This is a genomic window from Pseudomonas sp. FG29 (assembly GCF_057809355.1).
On record NZ_JBMDJU010000003.1, the window covers coordinates 150317 to 173921 of the forward strand.

The window sequence follows — 23605 nt, forward strand, 5'->3', positions numbered from 1 at the left end:
GCCAGGATGGACGAATGGGGCTTGCCAAGCATTCGGCATTGGCCATAGGCTCGACTGGTCTGACCGGTAATACCACAACAATGAACAGCGCTCGCGACGATACCCTCACAGGCACGGCGAACGCGACCGAACGGAGACCCCCGCCATGCTGCTCAAGCTCTGCTCACGCTCGATATTCCTGCAGGTCATCATCGGCCTGATCCTCGGCATCCTCGTCGGCGTCACGCTGCCTGAGCTGTCCTCGCACCTCAAACCTCTTGGCGACGGCTTCATCAAGCTGATCAAGATGCTCATTGCGTTGATCGTCTTCTGCGTCGTGGTCAACGGTATTTCCGGGGCGGGTGATCTGAAGAAGGTCGGCCGCATCGGCCTGAAGTCGGTGATCTACTTCGAGGTGCTGACCACGGTTGCTCTGGTCATCGGCCTCGCCGTGGCCTATGGCCTGGGGCTGGGCTCGGGGGCCAACATCGACCTGGCCAGCCTCTCCGGCAATGATGCGGCGGCGCTGAATTCCGGCGCACACCTGCATGGCCCGGTCGAATTCATCCTCGGCCTGATTCCCACCTCGGTGTTCAGCGCCTTCGCCGAGAACAACATCCTCCAGGTGCTGCTGTTCGCCGTGCTGTTCGGCAGCGCCCTGAATCTGGTGGGCGAACAGGCCGCCGGGGTGTCGCGGCTGATCGGCGAGGTCAGCCACGTGATCTTCCGCATCATGGGCATGATCGTGCGCCTGGCGCCCATCGGCGTGTTCGGTGCGGTGGCCTTCACCACCAGCCGCTACGGCCTCGAATCTCTGAGCCACCTGGGCGCGCTAGTTGGCGTGTTCTATCTCACCTGTGCGCTGTTCGTGGTACTGATCCTGGGCAGCGTGCTGCGCATCTGCGGTTTGCCGCTGTTGCCGTTCCTGCGCTACTTCCGCGAGGAACTGGTGATCGTCTTCGGCACCGCCTCGTCCGATGCGGTATTGCCGCAGGTGATGCGTAAACTCGAACGCCTCGGCATTCGCAGCTCCACCGTCGGCCTGGTGATCCCCACCGGCTACTCCTTCAACCTGGACGGTTTCTCCATCTACCTCACCCTGGCCGTGGTGTTCATCGCCCATGCCACCGGCACACCGCTTTCGGTTGGCGATCTGCTGACCATCCTGCTGGTGTCGCTGGTCACCTCCAAGGGCGCCCACGGCATTCCTGGCTCGGCACTGGTGATTCTCGCCGCCACCCTCACGGCGGTGCCGGCCATCCCTGCTGCCGGGCTGGTGCTGGTACTCTCCGTGGACTGGTTCATGGGCATCGGCCGGGCGCTGACCAACCTCACCGGCAACTGCGTCGCCACCGTGGCCATCGCCCGCTGGGAAAACGACATGGATCTAGCCCAGGCGCAGCGGTGCATCGCCGATCACGTTCAGGCCCGCGCGAATGGGGCTTCAGACACCTTGGCGCGGCCCGGCCGCACGGACGCCTGAGGCCCAGCAGCCAGGCATGAAGGCTCCACAACAGAGGGAAGGCTCAATGTTCGCGTCATCCAAACGCGTAGACTCGATCGTGCAGAAGCTGCTCGAACCCATCGAGCGCGGGCAGTGGGCGGCCGGGCAGATGCTGCCTGGCCAGCGTGAACTGGCCGAGCAACTGCAGATCAGCCGGCCGAGCCTGCGCGAAGCCATCACAGTCCTGGAAACCCTGGGCGTGCTGCGTTCCCTGCCCGGCAAGGGCGTGCTGGTACTCGACAGCGCACCGCCGCGACTGGGCGACGCCACACCCCAAAGCCGGCCTCACGCCGCCACCCTGGAGAACGTACTGCAACTGCGTTACGCGCTGGAACCCTTCGTCGCCGGCCTGGTGGCGCAGTCGGTCGACGACAACGCGCTGAGCCAGCTGCGCCTGCTGGTGATGGACATGCGCGAGGCCGTCGAGGATCGCAACACGCAGGCGCTGGCAAGCGCCTACACGGCCTTCCACCGCAAGCTGGTCGCCATCACTTCCAACCCGATCTTCCTCAGCGTCTCCCAGCAAACCGCAGGCGCCCTGGCGCGCAGCGAAGGCCCGACGCTGCGCGAGTCGGAACACGCCGAACAGATCCTCGACGAACACGAGACCATCCTGCGCGCCATCCGCCGTCGTGACAGCGAGCTGGCCAGCCGTGCCATGCGCCAGCACATTCTCAACGAAGGCGACCGCCTCGGCCTGCAATTGCAGTTGCCGCCGACCTGAAGCGCTGCGACAGGCATGCTGGGGAACGCGACAACGCCATACCGAGCAGGCCCGAGCAATTCAAACGCTTGCTTGGATTGCGCTTTCAACTGGCTTTGAGGCAGCATCGACTGGCCCGCTGGCACAACAGCTGCATCGCCACTCCAGCCCTTCTACAGAAGCCGAGGCCTTACCATGCGCATCGTCCAAGCCACCCTGGAGCACCTGGACCTGTTGACCCCGCTGTTCGTCAAATACCGCGAGTTCTACAACGAACTGCCCTACCCCGAGTCCTCGCGCAAATTCCTCGAGAAGCGTCTGCGCCGCAAGGAGTCGGTGATCTACCTGGCCATGCCCGACGACGAAGACAAGCTGCTCGGCTTCTGCCAGCTCTACCCCAGCTACTCCTCGCTGTCGCTCAAGCGTGTGTGGATCCTCAACGACATCTACGTGGCCGAAGATGCTCGCCGGCAACTGGTCGCCGACCGCCTGCTGCATACCGCCAAGCAGATGGCCAAGGAAACCAACGCCGTGCGCATGCGCGTGGCCACCAGCCGCGACAACGAAGTGGCGCAGAAGGTTTACGAGTCCATCGGTTTCCGCGAGGACGAGCAGTTCAAGAACTACGTCCTGCCGATCAACGAAGACTGAGATACCGGCCGCGCGCTGGCTTGCCGCAAGCATCCAGCGCCCTTAAGGTGGCCGGGTTTTCAGCCGCGAATCTTTCCCCATGTGGTCACTCAAGGCCTGGCGTCGTCGCCGCATCCTCGAACGCAACCCGGTCGCCCCGCAACTGTGGGCCGAGGTGCGCAAGCGCCTGCCAATTCTCGACGGCCTGGATGATCTGGAACTGCAGCACCTGCGTGAACGCGCCGTGCTGTTCCTCCACGACAAGCACCTGACCGCCCTGCCCGGTGTCGAACTCGGCCCGTTCGAGCGCCTGTTGCTGGCGGCTCAGGCCCAGCTGCCACTGCTGCACCTGGGTGATCTGGACTGGTATCAGGGTTTTCACGAGATCGTCCTCTACCCTGGCGACTTCCTCAGCCCGCAGCGCCACCGCGACGCCACCGGCATCGAGCATGAATGGGACGACGAGCGCAGTGGCGAGGCCTGGCAGCAAGGCCCGGTGATCCTCGCCTGGCCCGGCGTCGAAAGCAGTGGCGGCTGGGAGGGCTACAACCTGGTGATCCACGAGCTGGCGCACAAGCTGGATATGCTCGAAGGCGGTGCCAACGGCCTGCCGCCGCTGCACAGCGACATGCGCGTGCAGGACTGGGCAACGGCCATGCAGAGCGCCTATGACGCACTCAACGCCGAACTGGATGCCAACCCCGACGCCGAAACGGCCATCGATCCCTACGCTGCCGAAGACCCGGCAGAATTCTTCGCCGTGACCAGCGAGTACTTCTTCACCGCCCCGGATCTGCTGGCAGACGCCTTCCCCGAGGTCTACCGGCAACTGGCCTTGTTCTACCGCCAGGACAGCCTCGCCCGATTACAGCGTTTGCAGGCGGAACACCCTGACTACAAAGCGGTCGAAAACGCGACCAATGGCTGAGTAGGCCGCCGTAGTAACGCACCGCGAATACGCCTATAATGCGCCCCACTTTTTTGGCCCTCCCTGGGAGTTTCCCCCATGAGCTACAGCAAGATCCCGGCTGGTAAAGACCTGCCGAACGACATCTACGTTGCCATCGAAATCCCGGCCAACCACGCGCCGATCAAATACGAAATCGACCATGACACCGACTGCCTGATGGTCGATCGTTTCATGGCCACGCCGATGTTCTACCCGGCCAACTACGGTTTCATCCCGCACACCCTGGCTGACGACGGCGACCCCCTCGACGTGCTGGTCGTGACCCCTTACCCGGTTGCTCCGGGTTCGGTGATCCGCGCACGTCCGGTTGGCGTACTGCACATGAGCGACGAAGCCGGCGGCGACGCCAAGCTGGTTGCCGTTCCGCACGACAAACTGAGCGTTCTGTACAAAGACGTCCAGGAATACACCGACCTGCCCGCGCTGTTGATCGAGCAGATCAAGCACTTCTTCGAGAACTACAAGGATCTCGAGAAGGGCAAGTGGGTCAAGGTAGAAGGCTGGGGCGGCGCTGAAGAAGCCCGCGGCCTGATCATCAAGGCAGTCGCGGCTTACCAAAAATAAGCCCTGACCACCTCCTAAAAGCCGGCCACAAGCCGGCTTTTTTATTGCCTGCCTCCGGGCAAAAACCTACCTCAGTTTCAACCATGAGACCGCCTCGCAGAGTGATACTGGCGCCATGCCTGCATTCGGCTCTGGTAAAGTCCACAGCACGCCATAAGGACGTAGCTGGTCATGGATAAAAAATCGCTTTCCGAGCGCGACATCTGCAGCAAATACATCACCCCCGCCATCACCGCTGCGGGCTGGGATCTGCACAAGCAGGTGCGCGAGGAAGTCAGCTTCACCAAGGGCCGCATCATCGTGCGCGGCAAGCTGCACAGCCGTGGTGAGGCACGCCGCGCCGATTACATCCTCTATCACCAGCCCAACCTGCCCATCGCCGTGATCGAGGCAAAGGACAACAAGCACTCCCTCGGCTCGGGCATGCAGCAGGCGCTCGGTTATGCCGAATCGCTCGACGTGCCCTTCGTGTTCTCCAGCAATGGTGATGGCTTTCTCTTCCATGACCGCAGCGGCACCGGCAGCCAGGTGGAAACCGCGCTGAGCCTCGACCAATTCCCCAGCCCGGACGAACTCTGGCAACGCTATTGCCAGTGGAAGGGCCTGGATGCCCCGGCCCAGCAGAAGGCGCAGGCACCGTACTATGACGACGGCTCTGGGCGCGCGCCGTACTACTATCAGATGAACGCCATCAACCGCACGGTCGAGGCCGTCGCACGCGGGCAGGATCGCATATTGCTGGTGATGGCCACCGGCACCGGCAAGACCTACACCGCCTTCCAGATCATCTGGCGCCTGTGGAAGTCCGGGCAGAAGAAACGCATCCTCTTTCTCGCCGACCGCAACATTCTGGTCGACCAGACCAAGAGCAAGGACTTCAAGCCCTTTGGCCCGGCGATGACCAAGATCGCCAAGCGGCAGATCGACAAGTCCTACGAGATCTACCTGTCGCTGTACCAGGCCGTCACCGGCGCCGAAGAAGGCAAGAACATCTACAAGCAGTTCTCACCCGAGTTCTTCGACCTCATCATCATCGACGAATGCCATCGCGGCAGCGCCGCTGCCGACTCCGCCTGGCGCGAGATTCTCGACTACTTCTCCAGCGCCACCCACATCGGCCTTACCGCCACGCCTAAGGAAACCAAGGAGGTTTCCAGCAGCACCTACTTCGGCGAGCCGGTGTACAGCTACAGCCTCAAGCAAGGCATCGAAGACGGCTTCCTCGCGCCCTACAAGGTGGTGCGCATCGACTTCGACAAGGATCTGCAAGGCTGGCGCCCGCCCAAGGGCATGCGCGACAAGAACGGTGAACTGATCGAAGACCGCATCTATGACCTCAAGGACATGGATCGCCACCTGGTCATAGAAGCACGCACCTGGACAGTGGCGGCCAAGGTCACCGAGTTCCTCCAGGCCACCGACCCGTACCAGAAGACCATCATCTTCTGCGACGACATCGATCACGCCGAGCGCATGCGCTCAGCGCTGTTCAACCTCAACCCCGAGCGCATCGCCGAAAACCGCAAATACGTCATGCGCATCACCGGCGATGACCAGGAAGGCAAGGCCGAGCTGGACAACTTCATCAACCCCGAGCAGCGCTACCCGGTGATCGCCACCACCAGCAAGCTGCTGACCACCGGCGTGGATGCCCAGACCTGCAAGCTGATCGTGCTCGACCAGCACATCAAGTCCATGACCGAGTTCAAGCAGATCATCGGTCGCGGCACGCGCATCAACGAGGATTACGGCAAGTACTGGTTCACCATCATGGACTTCAAGAAAGCCACCGAACTGTTCGCCGACCCTGCCTTCGACGGCGAGCCGGTGGTGATCTACAGCCCCGAAGGTGACGCAACGCCCGTGCCGCCGGACAGCCCACTGGACGATGAAGACGGCATCGTCGACGGTGGCGATTGGCTGCCCGAAGGAGACGAAACCGACGACGGCGACGAGAGCGGCAAGAAGCGCATCAAGTACGTGATCGACAGCGTACCGATCTACGTCATCGCCGAGCGCGTGCAGTATTACGGGCCGGACGGCAAGCTGATCACCGAATCGCTGCGCGACTACACCCGCACCTGCGTGCAGAAGCAGTTCGCCTCGCTCGATGACTTCCTGCGCCTGTGGAGCAGTGCCGAGCAGAAGAAAGCCATCATCGACGAACTCGCCGCCCAGGGCGTGATGTGGGAGGCGTTGGCCGAAGAAGTCGAGGCCAAGCGCGGTCAGGCGCTCGACCCCTTCGACCTGATCTGCCACATCGCCTTCGACCAACCGCCGCTGACCCGCAAGGAACGCGCCGAGCAAGTGAAGAAGCGCAACTACTTCGGCAAATACTCCGGCGCCGCCCGCCAGGTGCTGGAAGCCTTACTCGACAAATACGCCGACACCGGCATCGAGCATATCGAAGACATCCGCATTCTCCAGCTCGACCCGTTCCGGCAAATAGGCGCGCCGATGGAGCTGGTCAGGGCGTTTGGCGACCGGGCCGGCTACGACAAGGCGCTGCATGAGCTGGAAACCGAGCTTTACGCCAGCTAGCCAGCGCCGCCAGTAAGGTGGCCAACGGTGCAGCCTTGCCCACCTTACCCACCAACCCCATTACAATTCCCCGCTTTGCCGTACCTGCCCGGAAGTCACCATGTCCATCAGCTCAACCATCAAATCCATCCAGGACATCATGCGCAAGGACGTCGGCGTCGACGGCGATGCGCAGCGTATCGGCCAGCTCGTGTGGATGCTGTTTCTCAAGATCTTCGATGACCGCGAACTGGAATGGGAAGAGCTGGATAGCGATTACCGCTCGCCACTGCCCGACAGTTGCCGTTGGCGTACCTGGGCGGCCAACCCGGAAGGCATCACCGGCGAGGAGCTCAAGCACTTCATCGACAACAACCTGTTCCCGCAACTGCAGAACCTCCACGAATACAGCACCACTCCAGCCGCCTACGTGGTGCGCGGCGTGTTCGAGGACGCCTACAACTATATGAAGTCCGGCCAGCTTATCCGCCAGGTGATCAACAAGATCCAGGAAGGCGTGGACTACAACAAGGCGCGGGAGCGCCACGCCTTCGGCGAGATGTACGAGCAACTGCTGCGAGATCTGCAAGGGGCCGGCAATGCCGGCGAGTTCTACACCCCACGCCCGGTCACCGAATTCATGGTGCGCATGGTCGACCCCAAGCTGCACGAGAAGGTGATGGATCCCGCCTGCGGCACGGGCGGCTTCCTCACTTGCACCATTGACCACAAGCGCAGCCGCTACGTGAAAACCGCCGACGACGAACGCGTGCTGCAAGCCAGTATCTTCGGCGTGGAGAAAAAGCCGCTGCCGCACCTGCTGGCCACCACCAACATGATCCTGCACGGCATCGAAGTGCCCAGCCAGATCAAGCACGACAACACCCTGAACCGCTCCTTGATCAGTTGGAGGCCGAGCGAACGGGTCGACTGCATCGTCGCCAACCCGCCGTTCGGCGGCATGGAAGAGGACGGCATCGAAAGCAACTTTCCCGCTGCCTTCCGCACCCGGGAAACCGCCGACCTGTTTCTGGTGCTGATCATGCACCTGCTCAAAGACGGTGGCCGCGCCGCTGTGGTGTTGCCCGATGGCTTCCTCTTTGGCGAAGGCATCAAGAGCCGCATCAAGGAAAAGCTGCTCACCGAATGCAACCTGCACACCATCGTTCGCCTGCCCAATGGCGTGTTCAACCCCTACACCGGCATCAAGACCAACCTGCTGTTCTTCACCAAGGGCACGCCGACCAAGCAGGTGTGGTTCTACGAGCACCAGTACCCGGCTGGTTACAAGAGCTACTCGAAGACCAAGCCCATGCGCATCGAGGAGTTCGCCGTCGAGGAAGCCTGGTGGGGCAACGAGGCCGATGGCTTTGCCGCACGGGTAGAAAACGAATTCGCCTGGAAGGTCAGCCTGGACGAGATCAAGGCGCGCAACTGGAACCTGGACTGCAAGAACCCGCACGTCGGCGAGCAGGTCAGCCACGACCCGGACGAGCTGCTGCATAACTACGCCGCCCTGCAAGGCGAGATCGGTGAGCTGCGCGACCAGCTCAAGGCCGTGCTGGCCGAAGCGCTGGAGCGCCACTGAACACCTGGGGGAGCACGAGCATGAACAGCGAAATAGCGATCTATGAAAGCGCCAACGGCCAGATTGCCGTCACCGTCGAGCACGACAGTGTCTGGCTGAGACAGGAACAACTGGCCGAGTTGTTTGGTCGTGACCGTACGGTGATCGGCCGGCATATTCGCAATGTATTCGCCGAGGGCGAGCTGGAGCGTGAAAGCAATGTGCAAAACCTGCACATTGCCGGTTCCGACAAGCCTGTGGCCTTTTACAACCTCGACGTGATCATCTCGCTGGGCTACCGGGTCAAATCGCGCGAGGGCACGCGCTTCCGCCAATGGGCCAGCCAGGTACTCAAGCAACACCTGACCCAAGGCTACACCCTCAACCGTGAACGCTTCGAGGCCAACGCCCGCGAGCTGGAAGCGGCGCTGGAACTGGTGCGCAAGACGGCACGCGCGCCCGAGCTGGATAGCGAGGGTGGCCGTGGGCTGGTGGAAATCGTCAGCCGCTACACCCAGACCTTTCTCTGGCTGCAGCGCTATGACGAAGGCCTGCTCAGCGAACCCGCCGGCAGCCCCGGTGGCGAGTTGCCCGACCTGGCCAGCGCGCGCCAGCACCTGCAGGGGCTGAAAACCCAGCTGATGGCCCGTGGCGAAGCCAGTGACCTGTTCGCCCGCGAACGCGGCGACGGCCTCGCCGCGCTGCTCGGTAACCTGCAGCAGAGCGTATTCGGCGAGCCGGCCTACCCCAGCCTGGAAAGCAAGGCCGCGCACCTGCTGTATTTCGTGGTCAAGAACCACCCCTTCGCCGATGGCAACAAACGCAGCGGCGCCTACCTGTTCGTCGACTTCCTGCACCGTAACGGCCGCCTGCTCGACGCCCAGGGCAACCCGCTGATCAACGACACCGGCCTGGCCGCTCTGACCCTGCTGGCCGCCTAGCCCGTCCTCCGCACAGAAAGACACATTGATAGCCTTGATCATGAATATGCTCGCCCCGGTACCCCGCCCATGACCGCTTTGCTCACCGATAACCTGCCACTGCTGGCCGGCGCGCCCAATGGCATCAAGAAACTGCGTGAGCTGATTCTGGAACTGGCGGTGCGCGGCAAGCTGGTGCCGCAAGATCCGAACGATGAGCCAGCCAGTGAGCTGCTTAAGCGGATTGCCGAGGAAAAGGCGCGGCTGGTGGCTGAGGGGAAGATCAAGAAGCAGAAGGGGCTGGCTGAAATTGGTGAAACAGAAAGACCGTTTGATGCGCCTCCAGGATGGGAGTGGGTAAGCTTAAATTCGATTTCTGAGCTAGAAAACGGCGATAGAAGTAGCAACTATCCGAACAAAAGCCAACTAGTTGAGAAGGGAATAGCTTTCATCAACGCCGGACACCTAGTTAACGGCCGCGTAGACATGGCCGATATGAATTACATCTCCCGTGAGCGGTTTGATCTGCTCAGATCAGGCAAGGTGGCCGATGGCGATATCTTGTTCTGCTTACGTGGCTCTTTGGGGAAAAATGCTCTTGTAAAATCGATAAAAGAAGGGGCGATTGCGTCTTCTCTTGTGATTATTCGAGTGTTCCCCAAGACACAAAATAACTACTTAATGCGATATCTCTCAAGCTCGCTCGCGTCTCGAATGATCAAGAAGTATGACAACGGCACAGCGCAACCTAACCTGTCCGCAGGCGATCTTGGGAAATTCCTTCTGCCAATTCCCCCACTTACCGAACAACACCGCATCGTCGCCAAAGTCGATGAACTGATGACCCTGTGCGACCGGCTGGAAGCCCGGCAGACCGATGCCGACAGCGCCCACGCCCAACTGGTGCAGGCGCTGCTGGATAGCCTGGTCCAGGCCCGCGATGCCGAGGACTTTGCGCAAAGCTGGCAACGCCTGGCCGAGCACTTCCACACCCTGTTCACCACCGAATCCAGTATCGACGCCCTCAAGCAAACCCTGCTGCAACTGGCGGTGATGGGCAAACTGGTGCCGCAAGATCCTAACGATGAGCCAGCTAGTGAGTTGCTGAAGCAGCTTTCAAATGAGAGCGCTAATGAAGTAATAGCTAAAAAGAAAAAGCCACTGCCAGCAAGTATGAAAGAGCAAAACCTATTTGTACCTCCAAAGTCTTGGGCGTGGTGTCGCGTAGGTGATCTTATTTCCATAAAGCATGGCTATGCTTTTTCTAGTGATTTTTTTTGCAACTCAAGATCGCCATATATCTTGACTACGCCGGGAAATTTTTTTGAGTGCGGCGGCTTCAAAGACCGAGGTGATCGCACAAAGTATTATGATGGGCCAGTTGATCAAGAGTTTATTCTTGAGCCGGGCGATCTTATTGTCGCTATGACAGAGCAGGCATCGGGGCTTCTGGGAAGCGTCGCCATTATCCCAAGCGATGAAAACATTTATTTACACAATCAGCGACTAGGCAAGCTCATTTTTAATCGTGAAATTCTTTGCTCTGGTTTTGTTTCTCTCTACTTCAATAGTGCCTTCCTCAGGTCGAGCGTTGCTGAAAGCTCGACTGGCATGAAGGTGAAACATACTTCGCCGATAAAGATTGAAGCGATCAAATTTCCTTTACCTCCACTCGCCGAACAACACCGCATCGTCGCTAAAGTCGATCAACTGATGACGCTCTGCGACCAACTCAAAGCCCGCCTTAACCAGGCCCGCCAGGTGCACGAGCAACTGGCCAGCGCGCTGGTCGAGCAGGCCGTGGCCTAACCAACAGGAGTGCAGGGATGCCCATTCGCACGCAAATATGGACGGTCGGCGCACAGCCCGCGCCGCTGAAAAACGCCGTGCTGGCCAGTGAGCAGTTTCTCGAAGACATGATCGTCAGCGCCCCGGCGCTGCTGTCCGAGGACTGGCTGCTGATCGGTCGGCAGGAAAGCACCGGCCAGGGCGGGCGTATCGACCTGCTGGCGCTGGCGCCGGATGCCTCGCTGGTGCTGATCGAACTCAAACGCGAGCGCACCCCGCGCGAGGTGGTGGCGCAGGCGCTGGACTATGCGGTGTGGGTGGAGCGCCTGCAGGCAAACGAGATCGAGGCCATCTACCAGCGCTTCAAGCCGGGTGCCGACCTGGCGACGGACTTTCAGGCGCGCTTCGGCGCGCCGCTGGAGGCCGAGGCGCTGAACCAGAGCCATCAGATCGTCATCGTCGCCGCCGAACTGGATGCCAGCAGCGAGCGCATCGTCGGTTACCTGAGCGAGCGCGATATCGCCATCAACGTGCTGTGCTTTCAGGTGTTCCAGCTGGGGGAACAACAACTGATCAGCCGCGCCTGGCTGCTTGACCCGACCGAGGCGCCGCAAGCCAGCAGCGCCAGCAAGCCCGGCATGCCGGCCGAGCCGTGGAATGGTGAGTTCTATGGTTCCTACGGCCACAGCAGCACGCGCGACTGGGCCGAGGCGCGGCACTTCGGCTTCATCTGCGGCGGTGGCGGCAGTTGGTACAGCAACAGCCTGAAGATGCTCGCTCCCGGCGACCGTGTGTGGGTCAACGTGCCCGGCGCCGGTTACGTGGGCGTGGCCAAGGTCACCGGCCACGCCACCCCGGCCAAGGACTTCTGCCTGCTGCACAACGGCGAGGAACGCCCGGCGCTGGAAATGCTGCAGGCGGACTACCACCGCGAGTTCGTCGACGATCCCGAACGCTGCGAATACTTCGTGCCGGTGCAGTGGCTACACAGCCTGCCGCTGAACGAAGCGGTGAAGGAGGTCGGCCTGTTCGGCAACCAGAACACCATCTGCCGCCCGACCACGCCGAAATGGCGCTGGACGGTGGAGCGACTCAAGGAACGCTTCGGTATTCACTGAAGCGCGCCAAACCCAGCCAACACCCCCAAACGGACAAGGACGCCCCATGCAGCTCCCCATACCAAGCTTTCTGCTGGAGCAACTCGATATCAGCCTAAACCACGCCGTCGGTTATGTGCTGCGCGGTCTCAAACATTTGGCTCTCTGGCTGACGGGCCTGACCGCCCTGATCGCGGCAACCTGCATCGTGTTCGAATATGGCGAAGGGCTGGCCGATATCTCCCAGTTCGAATGGGCCTTCATGGTGCTGGCAGCGCTGCTGGCCTGGCGGCATTGCCATTACGCCCGGCAATTCGGCTATGGCTTCTGGCGCGGCCTGGCGCGAGGGCTGAGCGCACAGGGCACGGCGTTGATCATCCAGTTCACCCTGCTGGGGGTAATGATGCTGTTAATGCTGTGGGCCATGAGCCAGCCCTTGGAATGGCAGATCACTGCGGATGCCATGAACGATGGCGATATAACTCTCAAGACCTACGAAATCACTGGCCTGGCTATGGTGCTGCTGGCCCTGTATCTCGGCGCGCCTACTCGCCCACTCGATGCCGTAGCCACCCAGCCGAAACAACAGGCGCTGCGCCAGGAACCCACCCTCGCCTCTACTCCCGACAAGGACGTCTCGCTGTGAACTACCTGTACCCGCTGTGTGCATTGACTCTTTTCGGCCTGCCGTTACAGGCAAGCCAGGCCAATACCGATGCCGCCCGATTGATCGACGGCTGCCGCGAGTTGGTCAGCATCTACGGCAAACGCGACGAACTGCGCTTTGCCGCTGCACAGTTCACGTCGCTCTCCGAGGCGATGCGCGCCGGTTATTGCCGAGGCGTGCTCGACGAGTACCAACGCAAGAATACCTGCAACACCAACGACTGGCGTGAGCAGGCCAATACCATTGCCAGCCATGCCTTCGAGCAACCGCAGGATGTCGACACCTTGCTGGCAACTGCCTGTGGCCGTTGAACAGGGGCTGACCCTACCCCAGGCGGTGGAGCGCCTGTTCGGTATTCCCGTGGCTCGCCATCCGGTGCTGCGCAATGCGGTAAACACCTTGGTCAAGGCGCTGAGCCAAGCCAAGGTGTTGCAGTTACAGGAAGAAGAAATCAGCTACGTCACGAACGGCCGCAAACGTTGGACGCTGCCGCGCAGTGATCTGGTCGGGCTGAGCAATGCCATAGTGCTGCACGGTATCTTCGGTGAACCGAAAACGGTTCTGCGCCTGTTCGAGCAACCCAAGGTTCGCCGCGAGCATGCCGACTGGGCCCGGAGCCTACTGCTGGAGCGGCAATCGGTCGCCAGTCTGGGGCTGATCAATCAGGAGCTGCTGCGCTTGCTCGACCTGCTCGAATCGGACGTTGACCTCAAGCAGGTGCGCCTGCCCAACCCCTTCGATAACAACACCCTGCCGCAGATGGGCCTGGACGACTATGGCGGCAACCTGCTGCGGGCACTCGCCTGCCAGACTGCGGCCCTGTCACTAGGCGACAGCATGATGGCTCACTACCTCAATGGCGAACTGGAGCAGGCGCACTCGGCAGCACTCGCCCTGGACACCCAGAACTCCCTGCTACTGCAGTATCGCCAGATGATCCTGCGCCGCTACGAAGAAGCACGCGCCTTCGATGAGCTGCTGGATACGTGGCGATGAACGGTCTTGGTAGTGGATTCCACACCTGAACACTGGCTCCGTCATCACAACGGAGCCAGTCATGCATACCATTCAAGCAATCCTCACCCGCTGCCCTCACCAGGTCAGCCCCTGCCATCAGCACAAAGCCCTGGAAATCGATCAGGCGCTGCGCCAGGGCACGCCCTTCACTGCCCTGGGTGGCAAGCGCGTGCGCTGTCGCCACGGCCTGGTGCGGTTCAAGCTGGGTTGCGCCTGGCGTCTGCTTTATCGCATCAGCACCAACGGCTACGTGCCGCACAGTCTGGTCAGCCGCCAGTGTTTCGAACGTGAACTGAAACGAAGGCGGGCTCTCAAGCCCTGATTCCTTTCATTCACTGGAGAAACACCCATGACTGCAATCATTGCACTGAAACAACCGCTGCTGGCCGCCGATGGCCTGGAGTTGCAGGTCAGCCTGCTGGACTTTGCACGCCTGAAGCACAAGTACACGGTCTCATCCGAGGCGGAAATGAGCGCCGAGCAATGGGAGGGGGCGGAGCTGGAGTACCGCCGCTTCCTGACGCTCAAGTGCCTGTATCCGGCAGTGGCACTGGTGCCGAGCAAGCAGGTCGATGACATCTGGCATGCACACATTCTCGATACCCGCGCCTACCGCGAGGACTGCCATCAGGTATTTGGCCGCTTCATCGACCACTACCCCTACTTCGGCATCTACGGTCAGGAGGACTATCAGGAACTGACGAATGCATTCGCTCATACCGTCGCGCTCTACGAAAAACACTTCGGTGCCTACCCAGGCGGCGGCAATGAGGCCCAAGCCATGCGCTGCAAAGGCCACGCCTGCCATGTGCCGACAACCTGCGCCTGCCGCGTGCCTGGCACCTGCCAGTAACGACGCGATAAACGGCTAACACCCGTAGCGCCTTCTGCAGGTTGCAGGGGGCGCACTTAGGGGAAACGCCAAAATGGTCGTCATTGCCGCACAGGAACTATCCCAAAGCCTACGTAATGCCTGAGCGCCTGCCACCACCGGAGTTTGCCAAGTAAAAATCCGACTTTCCTTATTGCCTTTACACAGCACAGCACTGCACAGTCCGGGGCCGTCATGCCAGCGGCCCTTTGCCGCTATGCTGTAATCGACTTTCCCGCAGGGCTCAGCCTGGGCAACGAGAACTATGAAAACCCTGACCTTACGCAACCGCATCATTGCCAGCTTCACCGTGATCATCGTCATCTTTCTCATCATGGCGATGATGGCTTACCTGCAGACTTCGCGGATCAAGAGCGAAACGGAGCAGATGGTCACCAAGTCCGTTCCCGGCACCTACTACGTCAGCAGCCTGCAGGATCTGTGGGCTCGCCATATGCTCGATACCCGCCGCCTGCAACTACGCCTGCTCGATGAAAAAGACGAGACGCTGATTCAACATTATCGCGACCAATGCGCGACCTATCAGGAAGGCATCGACGAGTTGCTCGGCCAATACCAGCGCGCAGTGGCCAGCGAGCAGGAGCAGGATCTGCTGGACACCTTCAAACGCAACTACCAGCAATACCTGAAGCTGCATGCGCAACTGCTGACCCTCCTCGAGGCGGACGACTACCAAGCGGCCCGCCAGCTCGGCGGCGGCAAAGTGTTTCCCAAGTGGGATGAAGGTCAGCTGAATCTGGCGCATCTGAGCCAGATCAACCGCGAGCAATCCACCAGCGCCGCCAAGCAAATCAATAGCACCTTATATTGGCTGGAGCTGAGCATCCCGATTGCCATCGTGCTGATCATCATGGTCGCGCTGGTCAGTGGGCTGCTGCTGTTACGCTCGATTCTTCACCCGGTCAATCTCATCGTCAGCAGCCTGAAGAATCTGGAAAGCGGCGATCTGTCGGCGAAGCTCGATCTGCACCGCCGTGACGAGTTCAACGTCATCGAGCAGGGTTTCAACAGCATGGTGGCCGAACTCAAGACGCTGGTCGGCAGCGCCCAGCGCTCGGCCGTGCAGATGACCACCTCGGTCACCGAAATTGCCGCCACCTCGCGCCAGCAGCAGGCCACCGCGACGGAAACCGCCGCCACCACCACCGAGATCGGCGCCACCTCGCGGGAGATCGCCGCCACCTCGCGCGATCTGGTGCGCACCATGAGCGAGGTGTCCGACACCGCCGAACAGACCTCCATCCTCGCCGGCACCGGCCAGCTCGGTCTGGCGCGCATGGAAGAGATCATGCACCAGGTGATGGGCGCCGCCGATGTGGTCAACGGCAAGCTGTCGATCCTCAACGAGAAGGCCGGCAACATCACGCAGGTGGTCACCACCATCGTCAAGGTGGCCGACCAGACCAATCTGCTCTCGCTCAACGCTGCCATCGAGGCGGAGAAGGCCGGTGAGTATGGCAAGGGCTTCGCCGTGGTCGCCGTGGAGGTGCGTCGCCTGGCTGACCAGACCGCCGTGGCCACTTACGACATCGAACAGATGGTGCGCGAGATCCAGTCGGCCGTGTCGGCTGGCGTGATGGGCATGGACAAGTTTTCCGAAGAGGTGCGCCGTGGCATCGGCGAGATGACCCAGATGGGCGATCAGCTCAACCAGATCATCCAGCAGGTGCAAGCCCTGGCACCACGCATCCTGATGGTCAACGAGGGCATGCAGGCGCAGTCCACCGGTGCCGAGCAGATCAACCAGGCGCTGGTGCAGTTGAGCGAGGCGAGCAGCCAGACGGTCGACTCGCTGCGCCAGGCGGGTAGCGCCATCGACGAGCTGAATCAGGTGGCCAACAACCTGCGCGTTGGCGTCAGCCGCTTCAAGGTCTGAACATGTCAGCCTCCAGCAAGGCGTCGGCCGGCGAACTGCATCTGCAGTTCCAGCTCGGCGAGGATCGCTACGCACTGGCCGCCCGTGAGGTGGTCGAGGTGCTGCCGCTACGCCGCCTAAAGCAGATTCCCGAGGCGCCGGAATGGGTGGCCGGCTTGCTCGCGCATCGCGGCAAGATGATCCCGGTGCTCGACCTCAGCCGCCGCGTGCTCGGTCGCCCGGCCCTGGCACGCAACAGCACGCGCCTGGTGCTGGTGCATTTCGCTACAGCGCAGGCCGCAACTGGCGCCGTGCTGGGGCTGATTCTCGAACAGGCGAGCAACACCCTGCGTCTGCCGCAAGAGGCCTTCCAGAGCAGCGGCCTGGAAGCAGGCCAGCCCGATTATCTCGGCCCCGTGCAGGGCAAGGGCGCGGGCCTGATCCAGCGTATCGAAGTGGCCGGCCTGCTCGACGCCAGCATGCGCGCCCTGCTGTTCCAGGCGGCGGACAGGGGCTGACGGCATGATCGAACACATCGAGCGCCTGCTCAAAAGCCGCATCGGGCTGGATGCCGAATCGATCGGCCGCAACGTGATCGAACGCGCCGTGCGCCAGCGCATGGCCGCGCTCGGCCAGAACACGCTGGAACAGTATTGGACGACCCTCGGCGGCTCTTCGCGCGAGCAGCAGGCTCTGGTCGAAGCAGTGGTGGTGCCGGAAACCTGGTTCTTCCGTTACCCGGAATCCTTCAACGCGCTGGCCAGCCTGGCCCTGGAGCACCTGGTGCAGTTGGCCGGCAGTCGCCCACTACGGCTGATCAGCCTGCCCTGCTCCAGCGGCGAAGAGCCCTATTCGATCGCCATGACCCTGCTCGATGCCGGCCTGCTGCCCAACCAGTTCCACATCGATGCACTGGATGTCAGCGACAAGGTACTGGAGCGCGCGCGCCATGGTCTGTATGGGCGCAACTCGTTCCGCGGCGAGCAGTTGGCGTTTCGCCAAAGCCATTTCCACGAGCAGGCCGATGGCTTTCTGCTCGATGCGCGCGTGCGCGATTGCGTCAACCTGCGCACCGGCAACCTGCTCGACCCCGCGTTGTTCGCAGGGCAAGCACCGTACGACTTCATCTTCTGCCGCAACCTGCTGATCTACTTCGACCGCCCGACCCAGGTGCGCGTACTGGAACTGCTCAAACGCCAGTTGCAGGAGGACGGCACCCTGTTCATCGGCCCGGCCGAAGCCAGCCTGGCCAGCCAGAGCGGCCTGCAGGCCATCGGCCGGCAGCAGACCTTCGCCTTTCGCCTGGCACCACCAAGGCCTGCGCCCCTAGTGACTCAACCCAGCACGCCCCGGCTGCGCCAAACACTGCCACCGGTGGCACGGCCCGTCGTGGTGGCGCGCCCACGACCACGCCCAGCAGCGCCTACACCCACCGCGCCGGCAGCGGCGCCGAACGACATCTGGCAAGAGGTCGCCAGCCTGGCCAACGCTGGGCGCAGCGAGCAAGCCCGGCAGCACTGCGAGAAACACTTGCAGACACACGGGCCGAGCGCCGAGGGCTACTACTGGCTGGGCCTGCTCAGCGATGTGCAGGGCCAGGGTGAGCAAGCCTGCGCCTACTACCGCAAGGCCATCTATCTCGACCCGCAGCATCGTGAGGCGCTTACCCATCTGGCCACGCACCTGGAGGCCCAGGGCGATGCCAGTGGTGCACAGCGCCTGTATCGCCGCGCCCAGAACACGGAGGTAGGCAAGCGTGACTGAGATCCCGGTCGAGCAAACACAGGTGGACGATTGCTGGAACCGCATCGGCGTGTTCGGTGACAAGAGCTGCCCCCATCTGCAGCGCCATATCCACTGCCGCAACTGCGAAGTCTATGGCGCTGCCGCCATCGCCCTGCTCGACCGTTACAGCAGCCTGCAGAACGAGTTGCCTGCTGAGGAAGAGGCCGAGGCACTCTCTGCGCCGGTCGGTGAGCAGCGTTCCTTGCTGATCTTCCGCCTCGGCGAGCAATGGCTGGCCATTGCCACCCGGCGCCTGGCCGAGGTGATGCCGGTGTCGCCGATTCACGTCCTGCCGCATCGCAGCAATCAGGGCCTGCTCGGCGTCACCAATGTCCGTGGCACCCTGGTCGCCTGCCTGTCGTTGCCAGACCTGCTCGGCCTGCCGAGCCAGAGCACGCCACGCGAACAGCGGCGCGTGGTGCCGCGCATGCTGATTCTGGAAAGCGAAAGCGGCCCGCTGGTGACCCCGGTCGATGAAGTCAGCGGCACCCAACGCGTGCCCGTGGCCCGTATTGCCAGCGCGCGCCACGACGACAGCCTGACCATCAGCCGCTTCACGGCCGGCGTGCTGCAGTGGCAGGATCGCAGCATCACCGTGCTGGATGACGAAGCGCTGTTGCAACACATGATCAGGAGCCTCGCGTGACACCCGATCAGATGAGGGATGCATCGCTGCTGGAACTCTTCCGCCTGGAGGCGGAAGCGCAGAAGCAGGTGCTCGACACAGGCCTGATGATTCTCGAGCGTGACCCGCTCAACGCCAGTCAGCTGGAAGCCTGCATGCGCGCCGCGCACTCGCTCAAGGGCGCGGCACGCATCGTCGGTCTGGATCATGGCGTACAGGTCGCCCATGCCATGGAAGACCTGCTGGTGGCGGCGCAGGAGCAGCAATTACGCCTGTCCCCGGAATATATCGATGCCTTGCTGCAAGGCTCCGACATGCTCCTGCGGATCGGCCAGACGCAGACCGACCCAGCGCTCGATGGTCAGGTTGCGAGCCTGACCGCCCACCTGCGGATACTGTTCGGTCAACCTACGGCACGGCCGCAAACACATGCCGAACCGCACGAAGTCAGCACGCTCAGTTCTGTTGCTGCCAGCTCGACAGCCAGCGATCCCCAGACGGACGAGCGCAATGCCCGGGTGCTGCGCGTATCCGCCGAGCGCTTCGATCACCTGATTGATCTTTCCGGCAAATCGCTGGTGGAGTTCCAGCGCACCAAGCCGCTGAGCGATGCCCTGCATCGCCTCAAGCGCCAGCAGGAGTCGGCACGGCGCACCCTGGAATCGCTGCGCGAACATCTGCTCGGCACCGAGCTGGATGCCACCACCCAGGCGCTGTTCAATGAGAGCCGCAACCTGCTGATCGAATGCCAACAGCAGTTGCAGGCGCACCAGGAACTGTTCGACGACTTCGTCTGGCATGGCGGTCAGCGTACCCAGCAGCTCTATGACCTGGCCCTGGCCTCGCGCATGCGCCCCTTCGCCGATGTGCTGGGCGGGCATACGCGCATGCTGCGCGACCTTGGCCGCTCGCTGGGCAAACAGGTGCGCCTGGAAATCGAGGGCGAGAACACCCAGGTCGACCGCGACGTGCTGCAACGCCTGGAAGCACCGCTGACCCACCTGCTGCGCAATGCCGTCGACCACGGCATCGAGCCACCCGCCGAGCGCCGGCGCAAGAGCAAGGCCGAGGAAGGCCTGGTGCAACTGCGCGCCCGCCATCACGCCGGCATGCTGGTAATGGAAGTCAGCGACGATGGCGCCGGCATCGACCTTGAGCGGGTCGCCCAGGTGGTGGTCAACCGCCAGTTCGCCACAGCCGAACAGGTGATGCAGATGACCGAGGAAGAGCTGCTGGCCTTCCTCTTCCTGCCCGGTTTCAGCCTAAGCCAGCAGGTCACCGAAGTGTCCGGACGCGGCGTCGGCCTGGACGTGGTGCAGCACGAGATTCGCCGCATGCGCGGCAATGTCCGCCTGTTGCGCAGCCCGCAGGCGGGTTGCCTGTTCCACCTCGAGCTGCCGCTGACCCTGTCGGTGGTGCGCGCCCTGGTGGTGACCATTGGCGGCGAGGCTTATGCCTTCCCACTGGCGCAGATCGAACGCATGCTGCGCCTGCCGCGCAGTGCCATCGTCCAGCTCGAAGGGCGCCAGCAGTTCTGGCTGGAGGACGAGCACGTCGGCCTGCTTTCGGCCGCGCAACTGCTGCAATGTGCAGAAGCCCAGGGCGAGCAGGAGGACATCCCGATCGTGCTGATCCGTGACCGCGAACGCTGTCATGGTCTGGCCGTCGAAGCCTTCGTCGGCGAATACACTCTGGTGCTGATGCCGCTCGACGCCCGCCTGGGCAAGGTACGCGATGTCACGGCCGGCGCCCTGCTGCATGACGGCACGCCGGTGCTGATCCTTGATGTCGACGACCTGCTCAACTCGGTCGGCAAATTGCTCGGCAGCGGCAATCTGGAGCGGGTCGACCACAGCAGCCTGGCCCGTCAGGCGCACAGCAAACGCGTCCTGGTGGTCGATGACTCGCTGACGGTGCGCGAACTGGAACGCAAGCTGCTGCTCAGCCGTGGCTATCAAGTGGAGGTGGCCGTGGATGGCATGGACGGCTGGAACGCCCTGCGCGCCGGGAGCTTCGATCTGCTGATCACCGACATCGACATGCCGCGCATGGATGGCATCGAACTGGTCAGCCAGGTGCGCCAGGATCCGCGTCTGCGCTCGTTGCCGGTGATGGTGGTGTCGTACAAGGATCGTGAAGAGGATCGCCGCCGCGGCTTGGAGGCCGGCGCCGACTACTACCTGGCCAAGGCCAGCTTCCACGACGAAGCGCTGCTGGACGCCGTGCAGACCCTGATCGGTGAGGCCCGCGAATGAAGATCGCCATCGCCAACGATATGCCCCTGGCCGTCGAAGCCATGCGCCGCGCCCTGGCCGGCGACGCCCAGTACGAACTGATTTGGGTAGCTGAAAACGGTGAACAAGCCGTGCAACGCTGCCAGGAAGCGCTCCCGGATCTGCTCCTGATGGACATGCAGATGCCCGGTATGGACGGCGTGGAAGCGACCCGCCGGATCATGCAGGAGACCCCCTGCGCCATTCTCATCGTCACCTCCGACGTCGAGCGCAACATGACCCAGGTGTTCGATGCCATGGGCGCTGGCGCACTGGACGTGGTCGCCGTGCCATCGCTCGGCCCGCAGCAGACGCCCGACTCGGCGACGCTGCGGCGCAAGATTCACAACATCTCCTGGATGGTCGGGCACAAGACCTCGCACTCGGCAAAGGCCGCGCCCTTGCGCCAGACGGGGAATCGCGGCAACCGCCTGGTAGCCATCGGTGCCTCGGCGGGTGGCCCGGCCTCACTGGTGGAGTTGCTGCGGGAAATTCCTGCGGACTTCGCCGCCAGCATCGTCCTGGTTCAGCATGTCGACGAAGTGTTCGCCACCGGCATGGCGCAGTGGTTGGCCAGCGAGTCGCACATGCCCGTGCGCCTGGCGCGCGATGGCGAAACGCTGAAACCGGGCGCCGTGCTGCTGGCCGGCACCAACAATCACCTCTACCTGACCCAGCAGGGGCATCTGGAATATCGCCGCGAGCCTCTCGACCAGATCTATCGTCCCTCTATCGATGTATTCTTCGAAAGTGTGGCCAACCACTGGCAGGGTCACGCCGTCGGCGTGCTGCTGACGGGCATGGGCCGCGATGGCGCACGCGGCCTGAAGCAGATGCGCGAGCGAGGTTTTCATACCATTGCGCAGGATGAAGCCAGCAGCGCAGTCTATGGTATGCCCAAGGCTGCCGTGGCAATCGAGGCCGCAGCCGAAGTATTGCCGCTGAACCGAATCGCGGCACGCCTGGTCGAGCGACTGGGCCGAACTCATTCACATATTGGCGGAGACAGGTAATGCAGCGGCCCCAAGGGAGTCCCCCTAACCAGTACCGACAGCACGAGCAGCAGATGATGGTGCTGCTGGTCGACGATCAGGCCATGATCGGCGAGGCCGTGAGACGGGCACTGAGCGCAGAGAGCGACATCGACTTCCACTTCTGCTCCGACCCACAGCAAGCCCTGAGCCTGGCGCAACAGATCAAGCCGACGGTGATCCTGCAGGATCTGATCATGCCCGGCTTCGATGGCCTCGACCTGCTCGTGCAATACCGCAACGCCCCCAGCTTGCGCGAAGTGCCGATCATCGTGCTGTCAAGCAAGGAGGATCCTCAGGTCAAGAGCGCTGCCTTCAGCGCCGGTGCCAACGACTATCTGGTCAAGCTGCCGGATGAAATCGAACTGCTGGCGCGCATCCGTTATCACTCGCGCTCCTACCTCACCCTGCTGCAACGCGATGAGGCCTATCGCGCCCTGCGCGAGAGCCAACAGCAACTGCTCGACACCAACCTGGTACTGCAGCGGCTGATCAAGTCCGACGGCCTTACCGGCCTGGCCAACCGCCGCTACTTCGACGAGTACCTGGAACTCGAATGGAGCCGAGCCCTGCGTGAGCAGAGCGAACTGTCGCTGCTGATGATCGACGTGGACTACTTCAAGGCCTACAACGACCAGAACGGGCACGTCGATGGCGACGACGTCCTGCGCCGCGTGGGCGATACCCTGCGCGCCAGTTGCTCGCGCTCGACCGACCTGGTCGCGCGTTACGGCGGCGAAGAGTTCGCCGTGATCATGCCGAGCACTGCAGCCGGCGGGGCGCGCCTGCAGGCCGAGAAGATTCGCCGCGCCATCGAAGCGCTGGAAATCCCCCACGACCTGCCCAAGCCCGGCTCCTCGATCAGCGTCAGCATCGGCCTGGCTACTTTGCGGCCGTCGATGGGCAGCGAACCGCTGAGCCTGGTGATCAAGGCCGACGAAGGGCTGTACCTGGCCAAACACAGCGGGCGGAACTGCGTCGCTCAGGTCAGCGACGACACCTGATCATGGCAGCGTATAGCTGACCGGTAATCGCCCACATTTCCTGCTGCCCCCACCTGCCCCAGGGCGGGCTGCAGGCCCCGTCCTACCTGGCTTCCAACGCGCCCACTAGAGGTCAAGGCCCACGCCATGGCCTCATGCGCAAGGGCTGCCGATTGACTGAATTAACCAGTTAGTACATTTTCTCGGGCGTTCGTCACAACAACAAGAGACGCCC

Annotated in this window: 21 protein-coding genes and 1 pseudogene; all 22 read left to right on the forward strand. The window is 62.3% G+C overall.

Annotation, left to right across the window (positions count from 1 at the left end; translation table 11 throughout):
* Positions 1-145: 145 nt before the first annotated feature.
* The 22 genes and pseudogenes from ACODS1_RS05940 to ACODS1_RS06045 all read left to right on the forward strand — a co-directional run bounded on the left by ACODS1_RS05940 (position 146) and on the right by ACODS1_RS06045 (position 23391).
* The gene (locus tag ACODS1_RS05940; protein ID WP_489084924.1) at positions 146-1462 is read left to right on the forward strand and encodes a C4-dicarboxylate transporter DctA; all 1317 of its coding nucleotides are present in this window, start codon (positions 146-148) and stop codon (positions 1460-1462) included.
* 46 nt (positions 1463-1508) lie between these two features.
* Complete coding sequence (locus ACODS1_RS05945; protein ID WP_489084925.1) at positions 1509-2207, forward strand: FadR/GntR family transcriptional regulator; 699 nt, start codon at positions 1509-1511, stop codon at positions 2205-2207.
* A gap of 174 nt (positions 2208-2381) precedes the next feature.
* The gene (locus ACODS1_RS05950; RefSeq protein ID WP_322980248.1) at positions 2382-2837 is read left to right on the forward strand and encodes a GNAT family N-acetyltransferase; all 456 of its coding nucleotides are present in this window, start codon (positions 2382-2384) and stop codon (positions 2835-2837) included.
* A 79-nt stretch (positions 2838-2916) separates the two neighbouring features.
* Positions 2917-3744 (forward strand): M90 family metallopeptidase, encoded by an 828-nt coding sequence (locus ACODS1_RS05955; RefSeq protein WP_489084926.1) that lies wholly within the window; start codon positions 2917-2919, stop codon positions 3742-3744.
* Positions 3745-3822: 78 nt separating this feature from the next.
* Positions 3823-4350 carry an inorganic diphosphatase gene (ppa, locus tag ACODS1_RS05960; protein ID WP_322980250.1) on the forward strand — a complete coding sequence of 176 codons (528 nt, stop codon included), beginning with the start codon at positions 3823-3825 and terminating at the stop codon, positions 4348-4350.
* A gap of 171 nt (positions 4351-4521) precedes the next feature.
* Positions 4522-6891 (forward strand): EcoAI/FtnUII family type I restriction enzme subunit R, encoded by a 2370-nt coding sequence (hsdR, locus tag ACODS1_RS05965; RefSeq protein WP_489084927.1) that lies wholly within the window; start codon positions 4522-4524, stop codon positions 6889-6891.
* Between the two features lie 100 nt (positions 6892-6991).
* Complete coding sequence (locus ACODS1_RS05970) at positions 6992-8458, forward strand: type I restriction-modification system subunit M (RefSeq protein WP_489084928.1); 1467 nt, start codon at positions 6992-6994, stop codon at positions 8456-8458.
* A 20-nt stretch (positions 8459-8478) separates the two neighbouring features.
* A pseudogene (locus ACODS1_RS05975) lies at positions 8479-9451 on the forward strand (virulence RhuM family protein/type II toxin-antitoxin system death-on-curing family toxin).
* On the forward strand, positions 9448-11166 hold the full coding sequence (locus ACODS1_RS05980) for a restriction endonuclease subunit S (RefSeq protein WP_489084929.1): 1719 nt from the start codon (positions 9448-9450) through the stop codon (positions 11164-11166). The pseudogene ACODS1_RS05975 and the gene ACODS1_RS05980 overlap by 4 nt, the downstream one beginning before the upstream one ends.
* A 17-nt stretch (positions 11167-11183) precedes the next feature.
* Positions 11184-12263 (forward strand): endonuclease NucS domain-containing protein, encoded by a 1080-nt coding sequence (locus ACODS1_RS05985; RefSeq protein ID WP_489084930.1) that lies wholly within the window; start codon positions 11184-11186, stop codon positions 12261-12263.
* A gap of 46 nt (positions 12264-12309) precedes the next feature.
* Positions 12310-12888 carry a hypothetical protein gene (locus tag ACODS1_RS05990; protein ID WP_489084931.1) on the forward strand — a complete coding sequence of 193 codons (579 nt, stop codon included), beginning with the start codon at positions 12310-12312 and terminating at the stop codon, positions 12886-12888.
* Complete coding sequence (locus ACODS1_RS05995) at positions 12885-13220, forward strand: hypothetical protein (protein WP_489084932.1); 336 nt, start codon at positions 12885-12887, stop codon at positions 13218-13220. Before ACODS1_RS05990 ends, ACODS1_RS05995 begins: the two co-directional genes overlap by 4 nt.
* A complete protein-coding gene (locus ACODS1_RS06000) occupies positions 13183-13905 on the forward strand; it encodes a hypothetical protein (protein WP_489084933.1) in 723 nt (240 codons plus the stop codon). Before ACODS1_RS05995 ends, ACODS1_RS06000 begins: the two co-directional genes overlap by 38 nt.
* 61 nt (positions 13906-13966) lie before the next feature.
* Positions 13967-14248, forward strand: a complete 282-nt coding sequence (locus tag ACODS1_RS06005) for a ParE family toxin-like protein (RefSeq protein ID WP_489084934.1) — start codon at positions 13967-13969, stop codon at positions 14246-14248.
* A gap of 27 nt (positions 14249-14275) precedes the next feature.
* Positions 14276-14779 carry a glycine-rich domain-containing protein gene (locus tag ACODS1_RS06010; protein WP_489084935.1) on the forward strand — a complete coding sequence of 168 codons (504 nt, stop codon included), beginning with the start codon at positions 14276-14278 and terminating at the stop codon, positions 14777-14779.
* A gap of 283 nt (positions 14780-15062) precedes the next feature.
* Entirely contained in the window at positions 15063-16694 is a 1632-nt protein-coding gene (locus ACODS1_RS06015; RefSeq protein WP_489084936.1) for a methyl-accepting chemotaxis protein, read from the forward strand.
* A gap of 2 nt (positions 16695-16696) precedes the next feature.
* The gene (locus tag ACODS1_RS06020) at positions 16697-17191 is read left to right on the forward strand and encodes a chemotaxis protein CheW (protein ID WP_489084937.1); all 495 of its coding nucleotides are present in this window, start codon (positions 16697-16699) and stop codon (positions 17189-17191) included.
* Positions 17192-17195: 4 nt separating this feature from the next.
* Positions 17196-18437, forward strand: a complete 1242-nt coding sequence (locus ACODS1_RS06025; protein ID WP_489084938.1) for a CheR family methyltransferase — start codon at positions 17196-17198, stop codon at positions 18435-18437.
* Positions 18430-19104, forward strand: a complete 675-nt coding sequence (locus ACODS1_RS06030) for a chemotaxis protein CheW (protein WP_322980262.1) — start codon at positions 18430-18432, stop codon at positions 19102-19104. The genes ACODS1_RS06025 and ACODS1_RS06030 overlap by 8 nt, the downstream gene beginning before the upstream one ends.
* On the forward strand, positions 19101-21338 hold the full coding sequence (locus ACODS1_RS06035; RefSeq protein ID WP_489084939.1) for a hybrid sensor histidine kinase/response regulator: 2238 nt from the start codon (positions 19101-19103) through the stop codon (positions 21336-21338). The genes ACODS1_RS06030 and ACODS1_RS06035 overlap by 4 nt, the downstream gene beginning before the upstream one ends.
* Positions 21335-22369 (forward strand): chemotaxis response regulator protein-glutamate methylesterase, encoded by a 1035-nt coding sequence (locus tag ACODS1_RS06040; protein ID WP_489084940.1) that lies wholly within the window; start codon positions 21335-21337, stop codon positions 22367-22369. The genes ACODS1_RS06035 and ACODS1_RS06040 overlap by 4 nt, the downstream gene beginning before the upstream one ends.
* Positions 22369-23391 (forward strand): diguanylate cyclase, encoded by a 1023-nt coding sequence (locus tag ACODS1_RS06045; protein WP_489084941.1) that lies wholly within the window; start codon positions 22369-22371, stop codon positions 23389-23391. Before ACODS1_RS06040 ends, ACODS1_RS06045 begins: the two co-directional genes overlap by 1 nt.
* Positions 23392-23605: the final 214 nt, after the last annotated feature.